Consider the following 13050-nt stretch of genomic DNA (forward strand, 5'->3'; position numbering starts at 1 on the left):
CAGCCCAGTTGGGTTAAGAATAGTCCTACGAGACTTGGCGCTTTTAAAGAGTCAAGCCTCGCCGGCCGTTAACGGGAGTGCCAGCCCAGGCGCTCGCCGCCGCACGGTTGCGCGGATTCCCGCCCACATGGCGGGGGCTTTGTTCAAACTCTTGATCCGTCCATCATGAAGCTCAAACATATTGCTCTCGTCGCAAGCCTGGCCATGTCCTTGGCCAGCACGGCCCATGCCGCTCCCGTCGTCAAGAAGATCACGCTCACCGCCCAGATCGGAGATTCCATCTTCGTTTCCCGGCCGGACGGCTCCGGCTGGTACGACCACGAGGAACTGGACGCCACCGACCGCACGCAGCGCGCGTTCTCCAAGACCTTGCCCATCCGCGTATGGACGAAGGGCACGGAGTTCAATATCGCGCTGGCTCGGCCCCTGACGATGCGGGGCGGCGTCTATGAGATGCGCGATGCCAAGGTGGTCCTGTCGCAGCCGGGGCGCGAGGACGAGGTTCGCGTCGGCGCGCCGCTGAAGGTGCTGCAGAGCACCCCCGGCGACGGCGGCTACGACCAGATCCACAGGCTGACGGTGAGCGCGCGGGCGCCGGCGCAGACGCCCGATGGCCCGAGCATCAACGGCATCTATCGCGGCGATCTGGTGGTGCTGTTCGAGCCTTCCGCCGCCACGCCTTGAAGGGGATGACCCACGCGTCCTGCGCGCCGGCCGGCGTGGCTCAGGCCAGCTCGGGGCGCGCGAAGCGCCGGTTGGCCAGCACCGGCAGCGCCTGGCGCGCCTGGGCCAGGCGCTGCGGATCCAGCTCGGCGTACAGCAGCGCGTCATGTTCGGCCGCGCGGGCGATCACCACGCCCAGCGGATCCACCACCATGCTCGCGCCGATATTGCGCGGACCGCATTCGCCCACCGCCGCCACGTAGCAGGTGTTGTCCAGCGCGCGGGCGGTGGCCAGCACTTCCCAGTGATGTTCCTTCAGCGGTCCCTTGACCCAGGCGGCGGGCACCAGCAGCGCGTCGGCGCCGTCCACCGCCAGGCGGCGCGCCAATTCGGGAAAGCGCAGGTCGTAGCAGGTCATCATGCCGAACCGCAGCCCGTCCACCTCGAGCAGCGGCGGCACTTCATCGCCGGGCACGACGTTGACCGACTCCTGCATGGAGAACGCGTCATACAGATGCAGCTTGCGGTATTGCGCGACGATGCGGCCGCGGCGCAGCGCGACCTGGATGTTCCAGACCTTGCCCTGGTCGGCGGGCACGTGCACGGTCATGACCAGCGTCAGCGCGCGGTCGCGGGTGGCCTCCAGCATGCGGGTCATGAAGGGGCCGTCCAGCGGCTGAGCGGCGCGGCGCACCAGGTCGGGATCGGCGATGTCGCGCGCCAGGATGCCTTCGGGCAGCGCCAGCAGGCGCGCGCCGCCAGCGTCGGCGCGGTCGATCAGGTCCAGGCAGATCGCGGCGTTGTCGTGCCAGTCGGGGCGCACGGCGAATTGGCCCAGGGCGATTTTCATGGGGAGTCTCCTTGTATGTTCAAGAACGTCAGCCGTGGGCGAACAGTTCCGCCGGCGATATGCTGCGCTCGGTGAGACGCTGCGCGCGCAGTTCGGCCAGGAAGTCCGTCACCATGGGCTGGTTGGCTTGCAGGCCGTTGCGGTCCCAGCCCTCGGGCAGGTCGCGCGAGGTCTGGATCAGCTCGTCCAGGATCCAGGGCGTGGTGTCCGCGTATTTGCGGCGCTTGTGCAGCCACATCGCGGCGGACGCGTCCAGCGCGGCGCTCAGGGACTGGCCGACCCAGGGGTGGGCGCGCAGGATGTCCGGCTTGATGCCCAGCAGGTGCATGCCGGGTACGTAGCCCACGTCGCGGAAGTACGCCACTTCGTCGCGGCGGCAGTGCGGCAGCAGCTGGCGCAGGTCCGAGTCCGCGTCGAAGAAACCGTCGGGCATGAAGGGCGTGAACACGGCTTCCAGTTCGCCCGACCGCAGCAGGTCCACCAGCGGGCGCTCGCCGGCTACGGCCTCGATGCGTCCTGGCTGGCCGTAGCCGGACAGCCGGTCGGCGACCGGGTGCGCGGCGGTCAGGCGGCCGACCCGCCATTGCGCGTCGTCGATGCCGATGCCGACGCGGCGCAGCAGGGCGCGCGTCCAGGTATTGCCCGAGTCTTGCCAACCCGTCATGCCGATGCGGGCGCCGGCCAGCTGTTCCAGGTTGGTGATGCCGCTGTCGCGATGCGTGATGATGCAGCGATGGCGGAAGCCGCGCATCAGGAAGTGGGGCACGGCGGCGATATCATCGCGGCCGCGCAGGCGGCCCAGGCAATAACGGCTCATGGACATTTCGCCGGCGTCGTAGCGCGGATCGGCGGCCAGGTCCTCGGGCAGGGCGGGCACCCGGTCGATGCGCAGGTCCAGGCCTTCGGCAACCACGTCGCCCAGGGCGAGCGGCACGATGTAGTCCCAGTCGCGCACGGCGAGTCGGATTTGGAGTGTCATGGGGATGGCCTCGGCGGCCCGGCGGACCGCGGTGGGAGGGGAAGGGCGATGAGGGGCCTGGCGCCGCGGCTGCGGCGCAGGGGGAGGCGGGCGCGGAACCCGCCCGGGCGGCGAACCTTAGTCCAGTCTGATGCCGCGGGACTTGACCACGCCGCGCCAGAAATCCTGCATCTGCTTCTGCATGGCGAGCATGTCGTCGCCATAGAGATCCAGGATGTCGTTGCCGCCGGCGAGGATGAACTCGCGCACCGCCGGCGTATGCAGCGCCTGCTTGAGCGCGCCGCGCAGCCGCGCCAGCGCCTCGGGCGGCGTGCCGGCCGGCGCGTACAGCCCGGTCCAGCCGTATAGCGTCAGCGAGGGATAGCCCAGTTCCTTCAGGGTGGGCACGTCCGGCGCGTCCGTGACGCGGGCGTCGCTGCTGGCGGCGATGGCCACGGTCTTGCCCGACTTCACGTGCGGCAAGGCCGAGGAAGGGGTATCGAACAGCAGGTCGATGGTGCCGCCCATCAGGTCGGCCTGCGCGGCGGCGGGGCCCTTGTAGGGCACGTGCGTCAGCTCGATGCCGGCCAGCTGGCTGAGCAGTTCACCCAGCAGGTGCGGATTGGTGCCCGGTCCCGCGCTGCCGTAGGTGATCTTGCCGGGATGCGCCTTGGCCTTGGCGATGAGGTCCGGCAGGTCGCGGATGCCCGAAGCCTGGCTGGCGACCAGCAGGAACGGCGAGCGCGAGATCACGCCGATGGGCGCGAAATCCTTGTTTTCGTCATAAGGCAGCTTGCGCGTGAGCACGATGGGCAGCATGACCATGGCGCTGGAAGCGCCGGCCAGCAGCGTGTAGCCGTCCGGCGCGGCCTTGGCGACCGCGTCCACGCCGATGGCGCCGCCCGCGCCCGAGCGGTTCTCGACCACGAAGCTCTGGCCCAGCTGGTCGCCCATGGCCTTGCTGACTGCCCGCGCCAGCACGTCCGACGAGGCGCCGGGCAGCGTGTGCACGATGACCTTGACGGGCTTGTTCGGGTAGGCGTCCTGCGCATGCGCGGCGGGCGCGGACAGCAGGCTCAGCGACAGGATGGCGCCGGCGGCGCGGCCGAAGAAGGCGTTCATGGTTTTCCCCTGATTTGTCATGTGATGGCGCTGGGGCGGGCCACAGCGTTGTCGCATTGTCGGCAGGGGCGTTTATGTGCGTCAATCGTGAAATTAGGCATAATGATTGCATATCATGCAAGTATTGACGGGGCGACTATGCAGCTCATGGGCATGGAGGCGCTGCGCGCCTTTGTCGAAGGCGGTTCGATCGCGGAGGCCTCGCTGCGCCTGCGCCGCAGTCCTTCCCAGGTCAGCCGCCTGCTGGCCGCGCTGGAGGACGATGTCGGGTACGCCCTGCTGGTCAAGGAGGGGCGGCGGCTGACGCTGACCGAACCGGGCCGCCAGCTGTACGAGCGCATCGGCGAGATGCTGCGCGCCAACGATGCGCTCGCGGACTACCTGCGCCACGCGCGCCGCAAGAGCCGCACCCACGTCAACGTGCTGGTGGCGCAGCACCTGATCGACGGCCTGCTGGTGGACGCCATCGCCGGTGCCACGCGCGAGGAGCCGGATTTCGGCGCCAGCGTCAATGCGCGCATGCCGCCCAATGTGGACGCCTGGATCAGCCAGCAGCATTTCGATATCGCGCTGGCCCAGCTGCCCGTCGAGCATCCGCTGCTGGTCACCGAAACGCTGGCGGAGACGCATGCCGTGGCGGTGTTCGGGCCGGACGATCCGCGCGCCGACCTGCCGGGGCCCATCACGCCGCGCGCGCTGGGACAGGGCAGGTTCATCGGCATGCCGGCCGGCGGTTCGCTGTTCCACCGCTACCTCAGGGCCTTCGGCGAAGCCGGCTATCAGCCCGAGGCGCAGTTCGAGGTGACATTCGGCTTCTTCGCCTGCCAGCTCGCCGCTTCCGGCTGCGGCGCGGCCCTGAGCGATCCGCTGGCCGCCCTGACGCAACTGCATCGCGGCGCGCGGCTGCGGCGTTTCGAGCCGGCGGTGCCGCTCCAGTATGGCCTGATCTATCCCAAATCGCGTCCGCCATCGGCCGCGGCGCGTCTGCTGATCCGCCATCTGCGGCGGGTCGTGGGCGAGAAACTGGCGCAGGCTGAAGCCCTGCTGAATGCCGCGGAGCCGGGACGCGCTGCGCTATCATCGGCCCACCGTCGCCGCGTGGGGCGCCGGGCAGCAGCGCAAGAGGACACTGGCTCATGACCACAGAACCGCAACCCGACGCCAACGGCAACCGCGAGGTCGTTGCGTCGATCTCCTATGTCAACGGCCGGCGCGACCGCGAGGTGCCCATCGACCAGGTCGGCGCATACGTGCGTCCGGATCACGGCATGCTCTGGATCGGCCTGCGCAATCCCAGTCCCGAGCTGCTGGGCAAGGTGGTGAGCGAGCTGGGCGCCTGCGACAAGAACCAGGAAGAGATGCTGGAGCCGCACCGGCGGCCCAAGATCATCGACTACGGCAACATGGTGTTGATCGTGGCCATCACCGTCGAGGTCGAGGCCGAGCGGCCCATCTTCGGCGAGACCCAGTTCCTGATCGGCGACGGTTTTCTCGTCACCGTGCGGCGCGGCGCCACCGCCGGCCACAGCCCGCTGCGCGAGCGGCTGGAAGCCTCGCCGGACCTGCTCAAGCGCGGCAGCGACTACGTCGCGTCCGAGCTGCTGGACTGGCTGGTGGACCGCTATGTGGCGGCCGCCGCCAAGATCGAGAGCGTGGTCGAGGGCGCCGAGCAGAAGCTGCTGATTCGCGGCGCCAAGGATTCCGATATCCGCAGGCTGTACCGCCAGCGCCGCGACCTGCTGCGCATTCATACCGTGGTGTCGCCGCTGGCCGAGATCTGCCGCCGCCTGGCGCGGGTCGAGATGACGGCGGTCGATGAACACGCGCGGCCCTATTTCGGCGAGGTGGCCGACCGCGTGCTGCGCGTCGACGAACTGTTCAATTCCTTGCGCGAGGCGCTGGCCTTCGCGTTCGAAGCCAGCCTGATGATCGGCCAGGCGGCGCAGAACGACACCACGCGCAAGCTGGCCTCCTGGGCGGCCATCCTGGCCGTGCCCACGGCCATCGCCGGCATCTACGGCATGAACTTCGAGTTCATGCCCGAACTGAAATCGCCATGGGGCTATCCGGTGACGCTGGGCGTCATCGTGACGATCTGTTCCGTACTCTACTGGCGCTTCCGCAAGTCGGGCTGGCTGTAGCCGCAGCGCCGGCCGGCCGCGCATCGCCATCCTGTTCCCGCCCGGAGACGGGCCGGGCTTGTGGCACACTGCCAGCCATTCATTTTCCTGGAGCGCGGCGATCTTGCGCGGCAAAACTCCCTTCGGCGGCAGCAGGCTGACCGCCCTGATCGTGGCCCTGATCCTCGCGGCGGCCGGCGCGCTGGTCAACTGGATGCAGCCGTCGCGGCCGGACAAGGACGCCGGCCGCCCGCCGGCGGCGGGCAAGCCCCAGGGCGGCGCATCCAGCGCGCCGCTGGCCGGCGGCGTTCCCAAAGGCAGTTACACGATCACCGGCACCGTCGTCAACGTGGCGGACGGCGACACGGTGACGCTGCGGGCGCCGGACGGCCAGCGCCGCATCCGCATGGACAGCATCGACGCGCCCGAGGAGGGCCATGGCGCGGACCAGCCCGGCCAGCCCGATGCCGAGGCCTCGCGCAAGCACCTGGCGGAGCTGGTGGCCGGCAAGACCCTGACCGCGCAATGCTATGAAAAGGACCAGTACGGCCGCGAGGTCTGCGCGCTGATCCTGGCGGACGGCCGTTCGGCCAACCGGCTGCAGGTCGAGGCGGGCTACGCCTGGGCCTACACCGCGCGCCAGGGCGACTACCTGCGCGACCAGGCCATGCCCGACCTGCAGCGCCAGGCCAAGGCCGCCGGCCGCGGCCTGTGGGCACGGCCCGGCGCGGTGCAGCCCTGGAAGTGGCGCTACGACTGCTGGCGCCAGCGCCAGTGCGGTTGAGCCCGGCGGCGTATCGGCGGGACAGCACACTAGGGGCATGCCGGGGTTCTGATCACGCCCCGGCTTTGCTATCCTCTGTCGCATCCATTGTTCTGGGAAGGTCTTATGCGCGTCATGAAGCAGCTGCGGGCAGCGGCTACCGCGTTGCTGCTGCTGGCGGCGGCGGGCTGCTCCAACGACGGCAGCCCCGTCAACAGCCCCTATGAGTCCGGCGCCGAAAGCCGGAACACGCTGTATTCCGCCTTCGTCAAGCGTTCTCCCAAGTACCTGGATCCAGCCAGCTCTTATTCCACTGACGAGACGCCTTATACCTACAACGTCTATGAAACGCTCTACGGCTACCACTACCTGAAGCGGCCCTACGAGCTGGTGCCCCGCGCGGCCGCGAGCATCGACCCGCCCGTCTACCTGGACAAGCAGGGCAACACGCTGCCGGCCGACGCGCCCGGCGAGCAGATCGCGCAGAGCGTGTACGACATCAAGCTGCGCCCCGGCATGCGCTACGCGCCGCATCCGGCCTTCGCCAAGCAATCAGATGGGTCTTACGCGTATTTCCCCGTGGCGGCCGCTGACTTGCGGGACAAGTACGCCATCCCGGATTTTCCGCTGACCGGCACGCGCGATCTCACCGCCGACGACTACGTCTATGCCATGCGCCGCCTGGCCAGCCCGCGCGTGGTGTCACCCATCTATTCACTGATGGCCGAGTACGTGCACGGCCTGAAGGACTACGGCGACCGGCTGCGCCAGCGCGACCAGGCGCTGCGGCGCGACGCGCCGGGCGGGGCGGGGGCCTCGCCCTGGCTGGACCTGCGCGAGGCCGATGGCTTCGACGGCGTGCAGGCGCTGGATCCGCTGACGCTGCGCATCCGCGTCAACGGCAAGTATCCCCAGTTCAAGTACTGGCTGGCCATGACCTTCACGGCGCCGATCCCGTGGGAGGCCGACCGCTACTACAGCCAGCCCGGCATGGCCGAGCAGGACCTGTCGTTCAATACCTGGCCGGTGGGCACCGGCCCCTACATGCTGGTGGAGTCCTTGCAGAACCGCCGCCATGTGCTGGCGCGCAACCCGAACTTCCACGGCGAGCCCTATCCCTGCGAAGGCGAGCCGGGCGACCGGGCCGCGGGCCTGCTGGCCGATTGCGGCAAGCCCACGCCCTTCATCGACCGCGCCGTGTTCAACGTCGAGAAGGAAGCCATTCCGCTGACCGGCAAGTTCCTGCAGAGTTATTACGACGTGCCGCAGATCGAGCGCGGCGAGTATGGCGTGGCCATGCTGGTGGCCGCCGGCGATAGCCAGGACAAGGCCCGCAAGTACCGAGAGCATGGCATCAAGCTGCCGACCACGGTCGAGACCGCGAACTGGTACATGGGCTTCAACTGGCTGGATCCGGTGGTGGGCAAGGGCGACACGCCCGAGCAGGCCGACCGGAACCGCAAGCTGCGCCAGGCCATCAGCATCGCCTTCGACTGGGAAGAATACGTGGCGGTGTTCGAGAACAGCCAGGCCTCGGTGGCCTACGGCCCGGTGCCGCCGGGCGTGCTGGGCTACCGCGAGCCGCCCGAGGGCGTGAACCCGGTGGTCTACGATCTGGTCGACGGCAAGCCGGTGCGCAAGCCCATCGACGTGGCGCGCAAGCTGCTGGCCGAGGCCGGTTATCCCGACGGCCGCAATGCCCGGACCGGCGCGCCGCTGGTGCTGTACTACGACTCCATGACCGGCGGCGGCTCCAACCCGCAGTTCGACTGGATGCGGCGCCAGCTGGCCAAGATCGGCGTGCAGCTGGACGTGCGCGCCACCGACTACAACCGTTTCCAGGACAAGATGCGGCGTGGGTCGGCCCAGATCTTCCTGTGGGGCTGGAACGCCGACTATCCGGACGCCGAGAACTTCCTGTTCCTGCTCTACGGTCCCAACGCCAAGGCCAAGACCGGCGGCGAGAACGCGGCCAACTACGACAGCCCTGAGTACGACAAGCTGTTCGAGCAGATGAAGCTTCTGGACGACGGTCCCGAGAAGGAACGCGTGATCGCCCGCATGGTCGCCATCGTGCAGCGCGACGCGCCCTGGATGTTCGGCTATTTCCCCATGTCGGGCGGCGCCTACCAGCAGTGGGTCGGCAACGCCAAGCCCACCCAGATGGTGCGCAACATCCTGCAGTACATGAAGATCGATCCGGAACTGCGCCACCGCAAGATCGATGAATGGAATTCCCCCATCTGGTGGCCGCTGGGCGTGTTCGCGCTGCTGCTGGCGCTGGCGGTCTGGCCGTCCTATGTGGCCCTGAAGCGGCGCGAGCGGCAGACGGCGTTCGCCCAGGCCGCGCGCAAGGAGCATCAACCATGATCGGCTACGTGATTCGCCGGCTGCTGTACGGCGTGCTGATCCTGATCGGCGTGAACCTGTTCACCTTCATCCTGTTCTTCGCCGTCAACACGCCCGACGACATGGCGCGGCTGGCCATCGGCGGGCAGCGCGTCAGCCAGGACGCGGTGGAGAAATGGAAGGTCGAGCACGGCTACGACAAGCCGCTGTTCTACAACGCCGGCGCCCAGGGCGCGGGACGGCTGACCGACACGGTGTTCTACCAGCGTTCGGTGCCGCTGCTGGCCATGGACTTCGGCGCCTCGGACGGCGGGCGCGACATCGGCCGCGAGATCCGCACGCGCATGGGGCCCAGCCTGGCGCTGGCCGTGCCCACCTTCCTGCTGGGGCTCTTCGTCAGCATCGCGTTCTCGCTCATGCTGGTCTATTTCCGCGCGACGCGGCTGGACTTCTGGGGCGTGGTGCTGTGCGTGATCCTGCTATCCATCTCCAGCCTGTTCTACATCATCGCGGGCCAGTGGCTGTTCGCCAAGACCTTGCGGCTGGTGCCGTTCTCGGGCTTTTCCGGCGGGCTGGACATGGCCAAGTTCCTGGCGCTGCCGGTGCTGGTGGCGATCGTCTCGCGGCTGGGGCCCGAGGCGCGCTTCTACCGCACGCTGTTCCTGGAGGAAATCGGCAAGGACTACGTGCGTACCGCCAGGGCCAAGGGCCTGGCCGAGCGCGCCGTGCTGTTCCGCCATGTGCTGCGCAACGCCATGCTGCCCATCCTGACCAGCACCGTCGCGGCGCTGCCGCTGCTGTTCATGGGCAGCCTGATCGCCGAATCCTTCTTCGGCATTCCCGGCCTGGGCAGCTACACCATCGACGCCATCAACGCGCAGGACTTCTCCATCGTGCGCGCCATGGTGTTCCTGGGCGCCTCGCTCTACATCGTGGGCCTGATCCTGGCCGATATTTCCTACACGCTGGCCGACCCCCGCGTGCGTTTCGAGTAGCCGCCATGCCCAAGATCGTCTTGCTCTGGACCGATATCGCGCTGTGGCTGATGGCGCTGGGGGCGCTGGCCTACGCCTGGCGCGTGCGCCGCAGCCCGGCCCTGCGCGCCACCTGGGGGCGCGTCGCGCGCGACACGCCGGCCATGTGCTCGGCCGTGATCCTGGCGGCCTTCGTCATCGTCGGGCTGCTCGATTCCGTGCACTACCGGCCGCTGCTGCCGCCGGCGCCAGGTGCGCCGGCCGGCGCCGCGCCCGCCTATGCGCCCGTCGTCCGCTCGGCGCTGGACGGGCTGCTGGACGGCAGCGTGTTGACGCGGCCCGAGAAAACCTATTCCACGCCGCTGGCGGTGCGCCAGTTCACCAAGGAAACGATGTTGGTGGACGACAAGCCGGTGCGCGATTTCCCGTTGCTGCGCGGCGCGGGCAAGCACCTGGCCGACCCGGACCGCGACCGTCCCGCCGACGTGCTCAAGCGCCTCGGCCTGGGGCTGGCCGGCGGCCTGGCGGCCGGCCTGGCCGGCACCGTCCTGCTGATCGCCTGCCTGGCGCGCCGGCGCGGCGGCGTCGCGGCGGCGGCCGCCGAAGTCCTGGGCGGCCGCGGCGAACTGCCGTGGCGCGCCATGAGCCTGACCTTCATCCTGCTGTGTATGGCGGCGGGCGCGTTGATCGGGCTGTCCACCGGCTATCACGCGCTGGGCACGGACCGCATCGGCAACGACGTGCTTTGGCAGGCCTTGAAGAGCATCCGCACGGCGCTGGTGATCGGCAGCCTGACCACGCTGGCCATGCTGCCGCCGGCCATCGTGTTCGGTATTTCGGCCGGCTATTTCAAGGGCCGGGTCGACGACGCCATCCAGTACCTGTACACCACCATCACCTCGATACCGGGCGTGCTGCTGGTGGCGGCCTGCGCGCTGATGATGCAGGTTTACATCGACAACCACGCCGAGCTGTACGACACCTCGGCCGCGCGCGCCGATCTGCGCCTGTTCCTGCTGTGCATGATCCTGGGCCTGACCGGCTGGTCCGGCCTGTGCCGCCTGCTGCGCGCCGAGACGCTCAAGCTGCGCGAGCTGGAGTACGTGCAGGCGGCGCGGGCCTTCGGGGTGTCGCACTGGCGCATCATGACGCGGCACCTGCTGCCCAACGTGGCGCACCTGGTGCTGATTACCGTGGTGCTGGAGTTCTCCGGGCTGGTGCTGTACGAGGCCGTGCTGTCCTATCTGGGCATCGGCGTGGACCCGAGCATGAATTCCTTCGGCTCGATGATCGACGGCGCCCGCCTGGAGATGTCGCGCGATCCCATGATCTGGTGGAACCTGATGACCGCCTTCGTCTTCATGCTGGCCCTGGTGCTGGCGGCCAACCTGTTCGCCGACGCGGTGCGCGACGCCTTCGATCCGCGCACGCGCCGCTACAAGCCCAGCCGTGTGGCGGGCCTGGCGCGCTTCCTGCGTCCGCGCCGCGAGCAATCCCAGGCTGGCCAGGGAGACGCGCGATGAACGCCGGCTCCCCCATGCTCGAAGTCCGTGATCTGCAAATCGACATCGCCGGCGAACGCGGCATCACCCAGGCCGTCAAGCGCCTGGGACTGGCGGTGGCGCGGCGCGAGACCTTCGCCCTGGTCGGCGAGTCCGGCTGCGGCAAGAGCATGACCGCGCTGGCGCTGCTGCGGCTGCTGCCCGATGCCGGCCGCATCGTGGGCGGACAGATCGACCTGGACGGCGAGGACCTGAACCGTTTGCCGGAAAGCGCGATGCGCGGCGTGCGGGGCGGGCGCATCGGCATGATCTTCCAGGAGCCCTCGACCAGCCTGAACCCGGTCATGCGGGTGGGCGACCAGATCATCGAGACGCTGACCACGCACACCTCGTTGCGCGGCGACGCGGCGCGCCTGCGCGCCATCGACTGGCTGCGGCGGGTCGGCATTGCCGAGCCCGAGCGGCGCATCGACGACTATCCCTTCCAGTTTTCGGGGGGGCAGAAGCAGCGCGTCATGATCGCCATCGCGCTGGCCGCCGAGCCGCTGCTGCTGATCGCCGACGAGCCGACCACGGCGCTGGACGTTACCGTCCAGGCGCAGGTGCTGGACCTGCTGGCCGACATCCAGCGCGAGCTGGGCATGGCGGTGCTGCTGATCACCCACGACCTGGCGGTGGTGAAGAACGTGGCGCACCACGTCGCGCTGATGCGCGGCGGCGAGATCGTCGAAAGCGCCAGCGCCGAGGAATTCTTCCGCGCGCCGCGCCATCCCTATGCGCGCCAGCTGTTCGACGCCATCCCGACTTTCGACAAGCGCGGCGCGCCGCTGACCGAGCAAGGCCGGCAGGCGCGCCCGGGATCGCGGCGCGGCGAGCGCGGCGCCGGGGCAGTGGTGCTGGACGTGCAGGACCTGCAGGTCCACTACCCGGTGCGCAAGGGGCCGCTGCGCCGCATCGTGTCCTGGGTCAAGGCGGCCGACGGCGTGTCCTTCACGCTGCGCGCCGGCGAGACGCTGGCCCTGCTGGGCGAGTCTGGCTGCGGCAAGACCACTACCGGCAAGGCGCTGCTGCGCCTGATCGACGGCGCGCATGTGTCGGGGCGCGCCATGCTGCTGGGCCACGACCTGCTGGCGGCCGACCGGCGCAGCCTGCAGCGGCTGCGGCAGGACATCCAGATCGTGTTCCAGGATCCCTTCGCCTCGCTCGACCCGCGCATGCGGATCGGCGACATCCTGGACGAAGGCCTGGAATCCCTGCGGCGCGGCATGAGCCCGCGGGAACGCGCCACGCGCGCGGCCCGGCTGGTCGAGCGCGTGGGCCTGCCGGCCGACACGCTCAGCCGCTATCCGCACGAGTTTTCCGGCGGCCAGCGCCAGCGCATCGCCATCGCCCGCGCGCTGGCGGTCGAGCCCAAGGTGCTGATCTGCGACGAACCCACGTCCGCGCTGGACGTGTCGGTGCAGGCGCAGATCCTGGACCTGCTGAACGAATTGCAGGAAGAGCTGGGCATCGCCTATCTGTTCATCACGCACAACTTTGGCGTGGTCGAATACCTGGCCGATCGCATCGCCGTGATGGACGGCGGACGCATTGTCGAGCTGGATCAGGCCGATGCCGTGCTGCATGCCCCGCGCCAGGAAGTGACGCGCAAGCTGTTGGCGGCGGTGCCGCGCCTGCAATTCGGCGCCGCGCCTGAAGGCGGTTCCCGCTGAGGCGGTGAAGCGCTGGAAGCGCGCGGGGCGCAGCCCG

Annotated in this window: 11 protein-coding genes; 8 read left to right on the forward strand and 3 right to left on the reverse strand. The window is 69.1% G+C overall.

What is annotated here, in order from left to right; genetic code table 11:
- Positions 1 to 165 precede the first annotated feature (165 nt).
- Positions 166 to 684, forward strand: coding sequence for a CS1 type fimbrial major subunit (locus tag AC6LJ9_RS08540; protein ID WP_498147226.1), 519 nt, complete (start codon positions 166 to 168; stop codon positions 682 to 684).
- A gap of 40 nt (positions 685 to 724) precedes the next feature.
- Here the strand turns inward: AC6LJ9_RS08540 and AC6LJ9_RS08545 are convergent, their stop codons facing one another.
- From AC6LJ9_RS08545 to AC6LJ9_RS08555, 3 genes are all read right to left on the reverse strand, one after another.
- Positions 725 to 1513, reverse strand: coding sequence for a deaminated glutathione amidase (locus AC6LJ9_RS08545; RefSeq protein ID WP_498147227.1), 789 nt, complete (start codon positions 1511 to 1513; stop codon positions 725 to 727).
- A gap of 28 nt (positions 1514 to 1541) precedes the next feature.
- Complete coding sequence (locus AC6LJ9_RS08550; RefSeq protein WP_498147228.1) at positions 1542 to 2492, reverse strand: substrate-binding domain-containing protein; 951 nt, start codon at positions 2490 to 2492, stop codon at positions 1542 to 1544.
- Between the two features lie 117 nt (positions 2493 to 2609).
- Positions 2610 to 3593, reverse strand: coding sequence for a Bug family tripartite tricarboxylate transporter substrate binding protein (locus AC6LJ9_RS08555; RefSeq protein ID WP_498147229.1), 984 nt, complete (start codon positions 3591 to 3593; stop codon positions 2610 to 2612).
- Positions 3594 to 3731: 138 nt separating this feature from the next.
- On the opposite strand from AC6LJ9_RS08555, the gene AC6LJ9_RS08560 reads away from it, so the two are divergent.
- From AC6LJ9_RS08560 to AC6LJ9_RS08590, 7 genes are all read left to right on the forward strand, one after another.
- Positions 3732 to 4733, forward strand: coding sequence for a LysR family transcriptional regulator (locus AC6LJ9_RS08560; protein WP_212317020.1), 1002 nt, complete (start codon positions 3732 to 3734; stop codon positions 4731 to 4733).
- A complete protein-coding gene (locus AC6LJ9_RS08565) occupies positions 4730 to 5734 on the forward strand; it encodes a magnesium and cobalt transport protein CorA (RefSeq protein WP_498147230.1) in 1005 nt (334 codons plus the stop codon). Before AC6LJ9_RS08560 ends, AC6LJ9_RS08565 begins: the two co-directional genes overlap by 4 nt.
- Positions 5735 to 5834: 100 nt before the next feature.
- Positions 5835 to 6497: a thermonuclease family protein gene (locus tag AC6LJ9_RS08570; RefSeq protein WP_498147255.1), complete on the forward strand. Its 663-nt coding sequence runs from the start codon at positions 5835 to 5837 to the stop codon at positions 6495 to 6497.
- 105 nt (positions 6498 to 6602) lie between these two features.
- Positions 6603 to 8846, forward strand: coding sequence for an ABC transporter substrate-binding protein (locus AC6LJ9_RS08575; protein WP_498147231.1), 2244 nt, complete (start codon positions 6603 to 6605; stop codon positions 8844 to 8846).
- Positions 8843 to 9820: an ABC transporter permease gene (locus AC6LJ9_RS08580; protein ID WP_498147232.1), complete on the forward strand. Its 978-nt coding sequence runs from the start codon at positions 8843 to 8845 to the stop codon at positions 9818 to 9820. Before AC6LJ9_RS08575 ends, AC6LJ9_RS08580 begins: the two co-directional genes overlap by 4 nt.
- A gap of 5 nt (positions 9821 to 9825) precedes the next feature.
- Positions 9826 to 11322, forward strand: coding sequence for an ABC transporter permease (locus AC6LJ9_RS08585; RefSeq protein ID WP_498147233.1), 1497 nt, complete (start codon positions 9826 to 9828; stop codon positions 11320 to 11322).
- Positions 11319 to 13013: an ABC transporter ATP-binding protein gene (locus tag AC6LJ9_RS08590; RefSeq protein WP_498147234.1), complete on the forward strand. Its 1695-nt coding sequence runs from the start codon at positions 11319 to 11321 to the stop codon at positions 13011 to 13013. The genes AC6LJ9_RS08585 and AC6LJ9_RS08590 overlap by 4 nt, the downstream gene beginning before the upstream one ends.
- Positions 13014 to 13050 lie beyond the last annotated feature (37 nt).

It is taken from the genome of Achromobacter sp. 1011811831, from assembly GCF_059760905.1.